This window comes from Arthrobacter burdickii, assembly GCF_030433645.1.
GTDB classification, from domain to species: domain Bacteria; phylum Actinomycetota; class Actinomycetes; order Actinomycetales; family Micrococcaceae; genus Arthrobacter_D; species Arthrobacter_D burdickii.
Genome location: NZ_JAROCG010000001.1, coordinates 405,881 through 420,373, shown reverse-complemented (window position 1 = coordinate 420,373; position 14,493 = coordinate 405,881). Strand labels below are relative to the sequence as shown.

Sequence of the window (14,493 nt, the reverse complement as noted above, 5' to 3'; positions counted from 1 at the left end):
GCGCGGAGGCTCCCGCCCGGCTAGGGTCTGGTGCTACTCCGAGACGGTGAAGCCCTGCTCGGTGCCGTACTTGATGCTCGCGTCCTGCCAGCTCTTCAGCCCGTCCTTGAGCGGGGTGTCCGAGACGTAGGCCTGGCCCACGGTGTCGTTGAAGACGCTGTTGGCGTAGACCTGGAAGGGCAGGTAGGACCAGCCCTCGGGCACGTTCCGAGCGGACTCGGCGAAGATCTCGTTGGCCTTCTGGCCGCCGAAGTACTCGAACTCGGAGTTCAGGAACTCATCCGACTCGAGGGCCGCCGACGTCGCGGGGAACGCGCCGCCGTCGATCCGGGTCTGGACGCCGTCGCCCACGTTGGCGTAGTCGAGGAAGGCGTACGCGAGGGCGCCCTGCTCGCTGGCCGCGGGGATGGTCAGCGAACTGCCGCCGTTCTCGGCGCTCGCGGTGCCGCCCTCTTCCCACTGGGGAAGCGGCGCCGCACGCCACTTGCCGGCGGCCGCGGGGACGCCGGAGGTGAAGTTGCCGGGCATCCAGGCGCCGGTGGACAGGGTGGCGATGGTGCCGTTGCCGAGGCCCTGGTACCACTCGTCGCTCCAGGAGCTGATGGGCGCCAGGAGGTCCTCGTCGAGGAGCTGCTGCCAGGTCTCCGCGAACTTGGTGGAGCCCTCGTCGGAGAAGTCGATCTTCACGTCGGTGCCGTCCACCGTGTAGGGCTTGCCGCCTGCCTGCCAGATGAGGCTGGTGGCGAAGCCGGCGTCGCCCATGTCATTGGCGATGTACACCTTGGGGTCCGCCTTGTGCAGCGTCCGGGCCGCCTCGATGTACTCCTCCCACGTGGTGGGGACCTCGACGCCGTACTTCTCGAAGACCTCGGTGTTGTAGAAGAGGGCCATGGGCCCGGAGTCCATGGGCAGGCCGTAGATGCCCTCGCCCGCCTGGACGGAGTTCCACGGGCCGGGGCTGAAGGTGTCCTGCAGGTCGCCGGCGCCGTAGCCGCTGAGGTCCTGCACGGACTCGGCGAGGGCGAACTGGGGGAGCGCGTAGTACTCGATCTGCGCGACGTCGGGCACGCCCGAGCCGGCGGCGATCGCGTTCTGCAGCGCCGTGTACTGGTCGTTGCCGGTGCCCGCGTTCACGAGGTCGATGTCCACGTTCGGGTACTCGGCCTCGAAGTCCTCGACGACCTTCTCCAGCGTGGGCTCCCAGGCCCAGACGGTGAGGTCGCCACCCTTCTCGAGGGCTGCCTGGACGTCGTCGGCGCTGACCTCTGCGGGTGCCGCACCACCGGCGTCGTTCCCGCCGCCGCCACCGCAGGCGGTGAGGGCGAGGGCTGCCGCGAGGGCCAGTGCCGAACCGCGCAGCACCGCCGGGGAGATTTTGCTCTTCATGGGGTTCCTTTTCACTTCATCGTTTTTCGGAAGGGGCTTTTACTCTTTGACGGCGCCGGCGCTGAGGCCGGACTGCCAGTAGCGCTGCAGCAGCAGGAACGCTGCGATCAGCGGGAGGATGGTGAGGAGGGAGCCGGTGATGACGAGGTTGAAGATGGCCTCGCCGCCGGCCGTCGAGGCCTGCGCGTTCCAGGCGTTCAGGCCCAGGGTCAGCGGGTACCAGGCGGGGTCCTTGAGCATGATCAGCGGCAGGAAGTAGTTGTTCCACGTGGCCACCATGGTGAACAGCAGCACCGTGACGATGCCCGGGCCCAGGAGCGGAAGGCAGATCTGGAAGAACGTGCGGAACTCGCCGGCACCGTCCATGCGGGCTGATTCCAGCAGCTCGGTGGGGATGGCTTCGGAGGCGAAGGTCCACATCAGGTACAGGCCGAACGGCGAGATCAGGGACGGGATGATCACCGACCACGGGGTGTTGGTGAGGCCCATCTCGCTGAACATCAGGAAGGTGGGGACCGCCAGGGCGGTGCCGGGGACGGCCACGGCACCGATGACGACGGCGAACACGGCCTTCTTGCCCGGGAAGTCGAACTTCGCGAGGGCGTAGCCGCCGAGGACGGCGAGGAACGTCGCTCCGCCGGCCCCGAGGACCACGTACAGCACGGTGTTGAGGAACCAGCGGCCGAAGATGCCGTCGTCGTAGGCGAGGGTGTCACCGATGTTGCCGAAGAGGGCGAAGTCGCCGCTGAACCAGAGGCCGAACGAGGTGAAGAGATCGGCCTGGGTCTTGGACGAGTTGATGAACAGCCACACCAGCGGGATGAGGCTGTAGATCAGGACGATCCCGGTGAGGACGGTCAGGAGGACGCTGCGCTTCGGGTTGTCGACGCCACGGCGCGTGCTCTTCAGGCGCACGTAGCCGGGCTTCGTCTTCTGCTTGGTCCTGTGCTTGTCCGTGCGGGTGGGTTCGACGGCGACGCTCATGGTCAGCTTTCCTTCCGCATGCCGCGCAGCTGCACGGCGTAGGCGATGACCATGGTGATGACGCCCATGATGATGGCCACGGTGGCGGAGTAGTTGTACTGCTGGCCGGAGAAGCTCAGCGAGTAGGCGTACAGGTTCGGGGTGAAGTACGTGGAGATGGAGTTCGGCGCGAGGCTCTGCAGGATGGCCGGCTCGTTGAAGAGCTGGAAGCTGCCGATCACCGAGAAGATGCCGGCCACCACGAGGGCTCCGCGGATGGCGGGGAGCTTGATAGCGGTGACGAGGCGGAACTGGCTGGCGCCGTCGATCTCCGCGGCCTCGTAGAGGGACTTCGGGATCACGCGGAGCGCGGAGTAGAAGATGAGCATGTTGTAGCCGATGAACTCCCACGTGACGATGTTGCCGATCGAGGCGAGGATCAGCTCGGGGGAGAGCGGGTTCGGCAGGTTGGTGCCGAGGGCGTTGTTGACGTTGCCCACCAGACCGAACCGCGTGCCGTACATGAAGCCCCACATGAGGCTGGCGACGACGGCGGGCACCGCGTACGGCAGGAAGATCGAGATGCGGAAGAAGGACTTCCCGTACAGCCGGCCGCTGTCCAGGGCGAGGGCCACCAGCAGGGCGATCAGCAGCATCACCGGCACCTGCACCGCGAGGAACAGCGTCACGCGGAGGAGGGAGGACCAGAACTGGGGGTCCTGCAGGGCCTGCGAGTAGTTGGCGAAGCCCACGAAGCCGTTGCCGCCCACGAGCTGGTTGCGGAAGAAGCTGAGGAAGATCGAGTAGGCGATCGGTGCCAGGAAGACGAGCGCGAAGACCGCCATGAACGGACCGATGAAGAGCCAGCCGGACCAGGAGCGTTTCTGGGGGCGCTTCTGCGCTCGCTTGGCGGGCTTCGGCAGCGTGCCGAGCGTGGCCGGTGGGGGTGACGCCGTCGTCATGGGTGATTCCTTCTGACTCTGTCGGTGATGTTTGCGTAAACATAGCAGGGCGTCCTGCTGGATGTTTACGTAAACATTGTTGTTACGATGGTCACATGTCCTCCTCGTCGCGTCAACACCTCACCCGTGAGGACCGGCGTGTCTCCATGTCCGACGTCGCCCGCCTCGCCGGTGTCTCGGCGCAGACGGTGTCGCGGGTGTCCAACGGCAGCCCGGGTGTCATCGAGTCGACGCGGCAGCAGGTCATTGCCGCGATGGACGAGCTCGGTTACCGTCCCAACAGTGCTGCGCGCGCCCTGAAGCGGGGGAGCTTCCGGACCCTCGGTGTCATCCTGTTCACTCTCTCCACGACCGGCAACGTCCGCACGCTCGAGGCGATCGCGGCCCGCGCCGCGGAGGAGGATTACGCCATCACGCTGATCCCCGTCTCCACGCCGACGCAGGCCGGCGTGCGGGGTGCATTCTCCCGGCTGAACGAGCTGGCGGTGGACGCGATCATCGTGATCATGGAGGTCCACCTGCTCGACGCCGCGACCGTGTCCCTGCCGCCGGGCGTCCACGCCGTGGTGGTGGACTCCGACGCGAGCGACGGCTACAGCGTGATCGACACGGACCAGGCCGACGGCGCCCGGAAGGCCGTGGAGCACCTGCTGGATCTGGGACACACGACGGTGTGGCATGTGGCCGGCCCGTCGGCGTCCTTCGCGTCGGAGCGGCGCGTCAATGCGTGGCGCCAGACTCTTGCTGCCCGGGGTTGCGCCGAGCCGCCGTTGCTGCGCGGGGACTGGTCGGCCGACTCGGGGTATCTCGCCGGGCTGTCACTTGCTTCCTCCGACTGCACCGCGGTGTTCGTGGCGAATGATCAGATGGCGCTGGGCGTGCTCCGGGCATTCCATGAGAAGGGCATCCGGGTGCCGCAGGACGTCTCGATCGTCGGCTTCGACGACATCCCGGACAGCACCTCCTTCAGCCCGCCGCTCACCACGGTGCACCAGGACTTCGCGGAGGTGGGCCGGCGCTGCGTGGACAAGGTGCTGAAGCAGATGCGGGAGAACTCCACGGAGCCGGGCCGTGAGCTGGTGCCGACACGGCTCGTGGTGCGGGAGAGTACTGCGGTCGCGAGCTGAGCATGCCGGTGATGGATTTCCTGATCTACGCTCCCTCCGTGGCGGCGGCGAATTGGGAGTTGTAGAGCGCGAAATATGCGCCTCCGGCGGCCAATAGCTCCGCATGCGTTCCCTGTTCGACGATCGCACCTGCCTCCATGACGAGGATGAGGTCCGCGTCGCGGATCGTGGAGAGCCTGTGGGCGATCACGAAGCTGGTGCGGTCGCGGCGCAGTGCTTTCATGGCGTGCTGGACGAGCACCTCCGTCCGGGTGTCCACCGAACTCGTTGCTTCATCGAGGATGAGCACGCTGGGTTTGGCGAGGAACGCGCGGGCGATTGTGAGTAGCTGCTTCTCCCCGGCGCTGACGTTGCCGCCTTCGTCGTCCAGGACGGTGTCGTAACCGTCGGGAAGCGAGTGCACGAAGCGGTCCACGTAGGTGGCGCGGGTGGCATCGAGCATTTCCTCCTCCGTCGCGTCCGGGCGGCCGTACAGGATGTTGTCGCGGATGGTCCCGGCGAACAACCAGGTGTCCTGCAGCACCATGCCCATGCGTGAGCGCAGGTCCCTGCGGGTCATCGCTGCGATGTCGGTGCCATCGAGAGTGATCCGTCCGGCGTCGATCTCGTAGAAGCGCATCATGAGGTTCACGAGCGTGGTCTTGCCCGCCCCTGTCGGGCCGACGATCGCGACGGTCTGCCCGGGTTCTGCGACGAGTGACAGGTTCTCGATGAGTGGCTGGTCCTCCTCGTAGCGGAAGGACACGCCTTCGAACGTGAGGCGGCCGGAGGTGGTCCCCGGCGTCACCGCCGGCTGCGGGTCCGGGCGCTGCTCGTCGGCGTCCAGCAGCTCGAACACGCGCTCGGCCGAGGCGACGCCCGATTGGAGCAGGTTGGCCATCGAGCCGAGCTGGCTGAGCGGCTGGGTGAACTGCCGGGAGTACTGGATGAACGCCTGGACGTCACCGAGGGACATCGAGCCACTGGCGACGAACAAGCCGCCGACGACGGCGATCGCGACATAGACGAGGTTGCCGACGAACATCATGGCGGGCATGATGATGCCGCTGACGAACTGGGCGCCGAAGCTGGCGGTGAACAACTCCTCGTTCTTGGCGCGGAAGCGCTGTTCGACCTCGCGGTGCCTGCCGAAGACCTTCACGAGCGCGTGGCCGGAGTACGCCTCCTCGACCTGTGCGTTGAGCGCACCCGTGTGCGTCCACTGCGCAACGAAAAGCTTTTGCGAGCGCTTGGCGATGGCGGCGGTGATCAGCAGGGTGAGCGGAATCGTGACGAGGGCGATGAGGGCGAGGGCCGGTGAGATCAGGAACATCATCGACAGCACGCCGACGACGGTGAGCAGGCTCGTGATCAGCTGTGCCAGCGTCTGCTGCATGCTCTGCCCGATGTTGTCGACGTCGTTGGTGACCCGGCTGAGCAGTTCTCCGCGGGGGATCTTGTCGAAGTACCTCAGGGGAAGGGCGTTGACCTTGGTCTCGACATCCTCCCGGAGCGTGTAGACCGTCTTCTGCACGATCGCGTTGAGGATGTAGCCCTGCAGCCAGGAGAACACCGAGGCGAACACATACAGCAGCAGGACGATCCCGAGAACTGCCTGCAGGGCACCGAAGTCGATCCCGTGCCCGGGATCCAGGTTCATCCCGCTGAGCATGTCGGCCCGCTGGTCGTCACCGGATGCCCGGAGCTGGTCGATGACCTGTTGCTGGGTCACGCCGTCCGGCAACTGCTTCGAGATGATGCCCTCGAAGATGATGTTGGTCGCATGCCCGAGCATCCTGGGGCCGATCACGCTGAGGGTCACGCTCGCGACGGAGAGGCCGACGACGCCGATAACGCTCGCACGGTGGGGGCGCAGCCGTCCGATCAGCCGTTTGGCGGACGGCCCGAAGTTCATCGATTTCTCGACGGGCATTCCCATGCCCCCGAAGGGACCTCCACCACCGGGTCCCCGGCGCATCGGAGGTCGCACCGGGGTGTCCGCCCTGCCCTGGGGCGCTCGAAGGGTCATGCTGCTTCCTCCGCCCGGAGTTGGCTGTCGACGATTTCCCGGTAGGTCTCGGATGTCTCCAGCAGCTCCTCGTGGGTGCCGCGGCCGACGATTTCGCCGTCGTCGATCACGAGGATCTGGTCCGCGTCCACGATCGTCGACACGCGCTGGGCGACGATGATCTTGGTGGCGGATCGTTCCGACCGGGCGAGTGCCTGCCGGAGCCTGGAATCCGTTGCCGTGTCCAGGGCGGAGAAGGAATCGTCGAACACGTAGATCTCGCTCTTCTTCACGAGGGCACGAGCGATGGCCAGGCGCTGGCGCTGGCCGCCCGAGACGTTGGTGCCGCCCTGGGAGATCGGCGCTCCGAGGCCTTCCGGCATCTCGCGCACGAAGTCCGCGGCCTGGGCGGTCTCGAGGGCGTTCCAGAGCTCCTCGTTCGTGGCGGCGGGGTTGCCGTAGCGCAGGTTGCTCGCAACGGTTCCCGAGAAAAGGTAGGCGCGCTGGGGGACGAGGCCGATGCGGCCCCACAGCAGGTCGCGGTCGAGCTCACGCACGTCGACCCCGTCGATGAGGACGGCCCCGCCCGTGGCGTCGAAGAGCCGCGGCAACAGGTTCACGAGCGTCGTCTTGCCTGCGCCGGTGCTGCCGATGATCGCGGTGGTCTCTCCGGGCCTGGCCCTGAAACTGAGGTTGTGCAGCACGGGCTGCTCGGCGCCGGGGTAGCTGAATTCCACGTCGCGCAGCTCGACGAGGCCGGTGCCGTGCAACTCGGTGACCGGCCGTTCGGGCAACACGACCGAGGTGGGAGTGTCGAGCACCTCGGAGATGCGGACCGCCGACACCGCGGCACGGGGGATCATGACCGCCATGAAGGTGGCCATCATGACCGCCATCAGGATTTGGATGAGGTAGCTCAGGAACGCCGTGAGTGCACCGATCTGCATGTCCCCGTTGTCCACGCGGAAGGAGCCGAACCACAGCACCGCAACGCTCGCGACATTCATGATGAGCATCACGACGGGGAACACCAGGGCGAACAGGCGTCCCGCTCCGAGCGCCGTGCGCGTGACGTCCGCGTTCGCCCGCTCGAAACGCGCCGTCTCGAGGTCTTCGCGGACGAAGGCACGCACCACCCTGATGCCGGTGAGCTGCTCACGCACCACCCGGTTCACGGTGTCGATGCGCACCTGCAGCTGGCTGAACAGGGGCACCATGCGCACGATGATCAGGCCGATCGACACGAGCAGGACCGGGATCGCGACGGCCATGAGCCAGGACAGCTCGACATCCTGCTGCAGGGCCATGATCACGCCGCCCACCGCGAGGATCGGTGCCGATACGAGCAGGGTGCAGGTGGTGAGCACGAGTATCTGCACCTGCTGCACGTCGTTGGTGGTTCGGGTGATGAGCGAGGGCGCCCCGATGCGTGCGACTTCGCGCTCGGAGAACTCGCCGACGTGCACGAAGATCGCCTCGCGCAGATCGCGGCCGAACCCCATCGCAGCCTTCGCCCCGAAGTACACGGCGACGATAGCGGTCGCGACCTGCAGGAGGGTTATCCCGAGCATCACTGAACCGATCATGAGGATGTAACCGGTGTCACCCGTGGCAATACCGTTGTCGATGATGTCGGCGTTGAGGCTCGGGAGGTAGAGCGAGGCTATCGACTGCACGAGCTGGAACACGACCACACCGACGACCAGTTTCCGGTGCGGCCCGAGGTATTGCACGATGAGTTTGGCGAGCATTGTCCGTTCCTTTCGGACGTCGCGCGTCCGGCGACACCCTGCTTGAGAAGCATCACGAGCTCGTCGACCGGGGGAGTCCAGGGTCTCGCTGAATTGTGCGCTGGAAGCGGCCCGTCATCAGGACGAGGATGGCGCGCCGCCTGTCCTCGAACGGGAGGGCAGGATTTATCCCGCCTGGCGCCTCATGTAGCGCGAGCGGATCGGAGGAATGGTCCACGGCGGCGAGACTTTCGCGCCGCTGTGGCACCGGCGACCTCCGCGATCTGTCCCGAGGTTACGTCACGACCGCGTTCCAGACGGAGGGTGCGGCAGCGGCGATGACCATGTCCTGCCGGTGCTCAACCGACTCGCACGCATCCCTGCTTTTCCATAGGGGGAACGCTAGTGGAGTGAGTACGCACTCACAAGAGGTTCTGACGCCGCATCGGCACTCCCGGGATCCACGACCAACCCACTCCGTGCGGCGCGACCGAGGGAGGCCCTCTGAAGAGTCGGGAGCAGGCGTGGTGGGACTCGACCGTCGCGGCCATCTGCATCGGCCTCACCGACCTGAACAAGACCGAGAGTTCGTCCACGGACGTCGGGGTCGAGCACGACGTCGCCCACTTCCTTCAGCGCATGGAGGGCATGCACCCGGCCTGGATCGCCTTCAACGGCAAGGGCGTGGCCGGGTCCTACTGCAAGCAGACCCGCAGCCCGTTCCGCGTCTACTGCGGCTTGCAGCCATGGACCATCGGCAGCAGTCGCGTCTTCGTCGCGCCACCGACCTCGGGGGCCCTGCCGCAGCACGTCGCACTGGACGGGAAGCTCCCCGAACAGCACTTGCGGGATCTCGGCGCACTGGTCCGAGGCTCCGAGGCGAGGAGCGAAGCGGCCAATTGATTAGTCGGCGGTGTACTCGGCGATGGCTTCGTCTGCCGCCAGTCGGCGTTGGGCCGTGGCGTACCAGAGGACCATGAGCGCGACGCCGAGTAGCATCGCCCCGACACCGATGATGAATGTGCCGCCGACGCCGAGAAATACGGTGCTCCCGTACTCGGGATCGAGCATGTCGAGAGCAGAGAGGATGAACGCGGCCGTCATCATCAGCGCTCCGAGCAGTGGCAGCACGCCTCGGAACATCAGGTTGCGGGTGCTCGAGCGCAGGGTGCGGCGGAAGTACCAGGTGCAGGCGAAGCCGGTCAGCCCGTAGTAGAAGGCGATGAACAGGCCCAGGGACGCGATCGAGTCGGCCAGAAAGTCCTCGCTGACCAGTGTCATGACCACGTAGTAGGCCGAAGCCACCACTCCCATCAGCACGGTGGAGAACGTGGGCGTCAGGTACTTCGCGTGGACGGACGCGAATCGCTCAGGCAATGCCCGGTGGGCTGCCATGGACAGGGTTCCGCGCGCCGTCGGGAGGATCGTCGTCTGCGTGGATGAGGCCGCGGAGATCAGGACGGCGAGCACGGCGACCCACGCCCAGTCGCCCATGACGGCCTCGCTGACCGAGTAGAACACGTCAGCGGCGTTGTCCTCGTTGCCGAGCCCGAGACCCTCACTTCCGGTGCCGGCGAACATCATGACGACGACGCTGACACCGACGTAGGTGGCGAGCAGGATGACCGATGAGATGAGCGCAGCCCGCCCGGGTGTCTTCCGCGGGTTGGATGTCTCCTCGTTCAGCGCCAGGCAGGTGTCCCAGCCCCAGTAGATGAACAGGGCCAGCAGGATGGCGTAGGTGAAGGCGGACAGGGACTCGACGGCGAACGGGTTGAACCAGGCGAGGCTCACTGGCGTGAAGTCGAAGGCCTGCCCTGCGGAGATGCGGTACATGGCGAACCCGGTGAAGAGCGCCAGAGCTGCGTACTGGAGGGCGATCAGGGTGCGCTGCATCTTCTCGGAGATGTCCACGCCGCGGTAGTTCGTCCAGGTCATGGCGGCGATGAAGGCGACGCCTGTAGTGGTTACGAGCGGCACGTTATCGCCCAGCTCAGGATCGACCAGGCGCCAGAGGTACTGCCCGGCGACCTGAGCCAGGTTGGCCAGCACCACGATGCCGGAAAGGGCCAGGGCCCAGCCGCCCATCCAGCCAGCGAACTTCCCGAACGCGCGTGATGCCCAGGTGAATGTCGTCCCGCAGTCGGGGGTGTCCCTGTTGAGCTCTCGGTAGGCGTAGGCGATGAGCAGCATCGGCACGAAGGCCACGATGATCGCCGCAGGGGCCTGTACGCCGACGGCCAGGACGATGAAGCCGAGCGTCGCGGCCAGCGAGTAGACAGGCGCTGTGGAGGACAGACCGACGGAGACACTGCCGACGAGGCCGAGGTCCCCGGCGGATAGTCCCTTGCCCTGCACCGTGGATCCGGTGGGTGGGATGGTCATGGTCGCCTAACCGTTGCTCGGCGCAGGCGCGTCGATGATGTTGGGTACGAAACGGCAGAAGTAATCGGTGACGTAACCGTCGGATTCTCGGATACCGACGCCGACGGACTCGCCGTCGACCACCCAGGCTCCGAGGACTGGCCGGTTGCCGTCGAAGTCGGGCAGCGGGCTCCACGCCTGGTAGCACCAGCCTTCGGCTCCGTAGTCGCCGGGCTGCTCGATCTCGACGCCCTTGGCGTGGATGCGGATGTTGTCGCCCTCGCGGCCATGCAGGGGCTTGGCGACCCACTCCTGCATGCCGTTCGGTCCGTCGAGGTAGGACGGTAGCAGGTTGGGATGGTCCGGGTAGAGGTGCCAGAGGGCGGCCAGGAGGGCCTTGTTGGACAGGAACATCTTCCAGGCCGGCTCGACCCAGCGGGTCATCACGGGCCAGTCGAGGATCTTCTGTCCGAACTCCTCCTTCATCATCATCTCCCACGGGTAGAGCTTGAAGATGGTGCTGATGGCTTTGTTGTCGAGGTCCACGAAGCGGTGCTGGCGGTAGTCCCAGCCGATGTCACTCATGTTGATGCCGACGGTCTCCCAACCGGCTTGTGAGGCGACGTCGCGCATGTATGCGGCCGTCATCCAGTCCTCGCCTGACTCTTCGGTCTCGATGTGCGCAACATGCAGCCTCGGGCCTTCAATCCCAAAGCGCTGCTTGTCCCATGCGGCGACGAGGGCTTCGTGGATGCCGTTCCACTGGTCGTTCTCGGGCTTGACGTCCTGCAGCCAGAACCACTGGGCGATGGACGCCTCGATGAGGCCCGTCGGAGTGTCGGCGTTGTACTCGAGCATCTTAGGCGGGTTCACGCCGTCGTAGGAGAAGTCGAAGCGGCCGTAGACGGCGGGCTCATTGCGGGCCAGCGATCCGGCGGCAAGCTTCATGGCTTCGGCGCTGATGCCGATGTTGCCCATGGCGCCGGTGGCGAGGTGTCGGGCCGCTTCGATGCACATGCCGTGCAGCTCCTCGGTGACCTTCTCGAGCATCTCGACCTCCGCGAGGTCGAACTGGTAGTAGGCGCCCTCGTGCCAGTAGTCGATCTCGGAGCCGTCGGGCATGATCGTCGTCGAGTAGAGCAGGCCCTGGCTGGCAATCTTCTCCTTCCAGTCCGGGCGTGGGGTAGACAGCAAGCGCTTCACGTCAGCCTCCCATGCTTCCGGAGCGTCCGCCGCTGCCGCCGGACTTCGCGCTGTTGCCGAAGCCGCCGCGTGTAACGGACTGGCCTTCGTTGGAGAACCCGCTCCTGGCGGTCGCCCCCGAGGGGATATTGGTGATGCCGCCCGAGACCCGGGATCCAACGCGCGGGATGACAGTGCTGCGGCCGGAGTTGTTGATGATCATGGGCAGGAAGTACCAGCCGAAAGCCCCGCTGGAACGGCCCGCCTCACTGCACTTGCTGTCCTCGACGCGCTCCTGCGTGGTCCTGTCCTGACACACCTGGGCATAGTCCTCGTCGATGACGTCCCCCTCCGGAGTGCAGCCTGTGAGGAGGGCGCTGGCAAGCAGCGCGGTGACGCCAAGGGCGAGCGAACCCGAACGCCGGATGCGGTTCGTTGTGCCCACGGTCGGGCTCTGGGTACTGGTCATGGTCACTCTCGATGGTAGGTCGGATGCTCGGTCAGGATGTGTGCGGGTACACCGTGAAGTCTCCCCGGGCAAAGAAAAGGCGGCAAACTGATCGATCAGCCTGCCGCCTCGCTATGTTGAAGGACGCAGCCCGCCGGTCTTCGAACCCGCCAGGTCCGAAGACCGGTAGTGTGCCTCACACTCTCGGCTCATCCCCTCTCACCCGTCGGCTAGTTCCGGGAGGCCCTTTCCGAGCCCTTCGTCCATCGCCTGGGGTCGAACCCGGGCCCCGCGAGGGGATCCATCTATCTAAGACCAGGTGAACGGGTGCCGACCGCTTCCCTGTCCGTCTTCGGGGCGCGCTTTCCCCGAGCTTCGCATGCCCAGGCTCAGGTTCAAACGCTCGTAACTGTGTTGAGTGCGGTCGATAATCAAGAGGGGCTTGCTACAGCCACCGTTGGTTACGGCGCTAGGCTGACCGAGTGAGCCGTCGTCGTGCATCCATCATTCAGACAGCAGCGCTGGCAGTGCTGCTGCTGGTTCCCGGGTGCTCGGATTCCGGGACCGTTTCAGAGCTGCAGAGCAGCGGCCCAGCGCCGACCGCGTCATCCGTACGGTCATTGGGACCTTCGAGCCCACCGGAGAACGCGTCCCCGTCCCCGAGTCCGGCAGAATCCCTTCCGTCCGCCACGGTGGTGCTGACCGGGGATCTCTTGCTCCACGAAGGACTGTGGGAGCAGGCAGCACTCGACGGCGACGGCGAGCTTGACTTCGGACCGATGCTCACGGCGCAGGAAGAGTACGTGGCGCCGGTGGACTTGGCGATCTGCCACCAGGAGACACCACTGGCGAATCCCGAGGGCCCCTACTCCGGATTTCCCTCCTTCAACGTTCCGCCGCAGGTCGCGGAGGCTGTAGCGGACCTGGGTTATGACGCCTGCACCACCGCGAGCAACCACACTCTTGACGCCGGGACAGCCGGTCTCAATCGCACGCTTGACGTCCTGGACCGTGCAGGCCTGGAACATACGGGTTCCTACCGCTCGCCCGAGGCAGCCGCCGAGCCTTTGATTGTGGAGACGGAGGACGCCGGGGTCGCGATCATCGCGGGCACCTATGCGCTCAACGGGCTGTCACCGGAATTCCCCTGGCAAGTCGATCTGCTTGACCCAGCTGCGATGATCACTAAGGCGCAGCTAGCCCGCGAGGCCGGTGCCGACGTCGTACTGGCGGCGGTGCACGCCGGCGACGAGTACGCGGACTACGCCAACGCCCAACAGCAGCAGGTTGCGCACACACTGGTGGACAGCGGTGAGTTCGACCTGATCTACGGTCACCACAGCCACTCCGTCCTGCCCATCGAGAAGTACAACGGAGTGTGGATTGTCTACGGCCTCGGGAATTCCATCGGCGCCCACCTGACGCCGGACATCCGCAACACTGAGGGACTCCTGGTTGAAGTTTCGTTCAAGCAGGACGACGACGGCGGCTGGCACGGCGCCGGACTCCGCTGGCTTCCTGCAACCTGGAACGGACCCGGCCACCGCTGGTGCCCGGTGGCGGCCGACAACCTCGAGCAGATGGCGGCTACGGATGTTTCCTGTGTCTCCGCTGCTGAGGACGCCGCGAGCCGCGCAAGAAGCAAGGAAACGGTTGAGTCAATGGGATCAACCGAGGCAGGTGCTGTCGAGTGGGAAGCTCGGCGTCGTTCAGACGCCGAGGAGCGATTAGGTCGCAATTGATGAGTATCGATTGCTTATGACTGCACCGCGGAGGCTATGGCGGCGCGCATCCGTTTGATAATTACAGTTGGCGTCGTTACCGACCAAACAGACGAGCCCGCGGTTTCCGCGTTTGTCGGGTGAAACATGTGCAATTGAATATCTGCGGCGGTCTACATCCCCATTCGCCTAGGTCTTAGCTTCAGTAAGTGTCGCATCAGCTATGTCATAAATACTCACCGAGTATGCCTCACCAGGGCCCTCAAAAAAGTACACTCGGATCCCGTTCGCCCCGCCTGACGTGATGCTTGTAGAAGTGTTATATACGAATGCCGACCCGGACCATTGTCCGTTTGGTGGCGTCTCAGCAACGGATCCCTTGACTGGACGAACCGGCCACCTCGGCGGTGGATCGGGGAAACCCAGCATCTACGGCAGTTCTATCCAAGGGTCTTGTCTCATCAATATGTCTCACATCGGCTATTCTCAACAAAGCGGCAAATAACCTTTGATGAGCTTGAGGAGACGTAGGGATGGGAAGTATCGGATATGCCAAGGTCAGCACCCTGGAGCAGAACGCTGACCTGCAGCACTCAGCATTGCGCGTCGCGGGTTGCGACAGG

11 protein-coding genes are annotated in these 14,493 nt (G+C 65.4%); 3 read left to right on the top strand and 8 right to left on the bottom strand.

The features are described from left to right. Positions 1-33: 33 nt before the first annotated feature. Genes P5G52_RS01965 through P5G52_RS01955 form a run of 3 tightly spaced genes read right to left on the bottom strand, consistent with a single transcriptional unit; the run spans position 34 to position 3,311 of the window. On the bottom strand, positions 34-1,386 hold the full coding sequence (locus P5G52_RS01965) for an ABC transporter substrate-binding protein (protein ID WP_301224305.1): 1,353 nt from the start codon (positions 1,384-1,386) through the stop codon (positions 34-36). Between the two features lie 39 nt (positions 1,387-1,425). Further along, positions 1,426-2,370, bottom strand: a complete 945-nt coding sequence (locus tag P5G52_RS01960) for a carbohydrate ABC transporter permease (protein ID WP_301224304.1) — start codon at positions 2,368-2,370, stop codon at positions 1,426-1,428. A gap of 2 nt (positions 2,371-2,372) precedes the next feature. Further along, on the bottom strand, positions 2,373-3,311 hold the full coding sequence (locus P5G52_RS01955; protein ID WP_301224303.1) for a carbohydrate ABC transporter permease: 939 nt from the start codon (positions 3,309-3,311) through the stop codon (positions 2,373-2,375). 95 nt (positions 3,312-3,406) lie between these two features. Here P5G52_RS01955 and P5G52_RS01950 point away from each other — a divergent pair, with 95 nt between their 5' ends. Continuing rightward, positions 3,407-4,438, top strand: a complete 1,032-nt coding sequence (locus P5G52_RS01950; protein ID WP_301224302.1) for a LacI family DNA-binding transcriptional regulator — start codon at positions 3,407-3,409, stop codon at positions 4,436-4,438. Between the two features lie 25 nt (positions 4,439-4,463). Here the strand turns inward: P5G52_RS01950 and P5G52_RS01945 are convergent, their stop codons facing one another. Both P5G52_RS01945 and P5G52_RS01940 read right to left on the bottom strand, forming a co-directional pair. Then, a complete protein-coding gene (locus P5G52_RS01945; protein WP_301224301.1) occupies positions 4,464-6,446 on the bottom strand; it encodes an ABC transporter ATP-binding protein in 1,983 nt (660 codons plus the stop codon). Further along, positions 6,443-8,176 (bottom strand): ABC transporter ATP-binding protein, encoded by a 1,734-nt coding sequence (locus P5G52_RS01940; RefSeq protein WP_301224300.1) that lies wholly within the window; start codon positions 8,174-8,176, stop codon positions 6,443-6,445. The genes P5G52_RS01945 and P5G52_RS01940 overlap by 4 nt, the downstream gene beginning before the upstream one ends. Before the next feature lie 618 nt (positions 8,177-8,794). On the opposite strand from P5G52_RS01940, the gene P5G52_RS01935 reads away from it, so the two are divergent. Then, positions 8,795-9,058 (top strand): uracil-DNA glycosylase family protein, encoded by a 264-nt coding sequence (locus P5G52_RS01935; RefSeq protein WP_301224299.1) that lies wholly within the window; start codon positions 8,795-8,797, stop codon positions 9,056-9,058. On the opposite strand, the gene P5G52_RS01930 is transcribed toward P5G52_RS01935, so the two are convergent. The 3 genes from P5G52_RS01930 to P5G52_RS01920 are packed head-to-tail and all read right to left on the bottom strand — an operon-like array spanning position 9,059 to position 12,170. After that, entirely contained in the window at positions 9,059-10,540 is a 1,482-nt protein-coding gene (locus P5G52_RS01930; protein WP_301224298.1) for an APC family permease, read from the bottom strand. It abuts the gene before it with no gap. 6 nt (positions 10,541-10,546) lie between these two features. Continuing rightward, positions 10,547-11,722: a glutathionylspermidine synthase family protein gene (locus P5G52_RS01925; protein ID WP_301224297.1), complete on the bottom strand. Its 1,176-nt coding sequence runs from the start codon at positions 11,720-11,722 to the stop codon at positions 10,547-10,549. A 1-nt stretch (position 11,723) separates the two neighbouring features. After that, positions 11,724-12,170, bottom strand: a complete 447-nt coding sequence (locus P5G52_RS01920) for a hypothetical protein (protein ID WP_087072223.1) — start codon at positions 12,168-12,170, stop codon at positions 11,724-11,726. A 671-nt stretch (positions 12,171-12,841) separates the two neighbouring features. On the opposite strand from P5G52_RS01920, the gene P5G52_RS01915 reads away from it, so the two are divergent. Beyond that, positions 12,842-13,891 (top strand): CapA family protein, encoded by a 1,050-nt coding sequence (locus P5G52_RS01915; protein WP_301224296.1) that lies wholly within the window; start codon positions 12,842-12,844, stop codon positions 13,889-13,891. Positions 13,892-14,493: the final 602 nt, after the last annotated feature.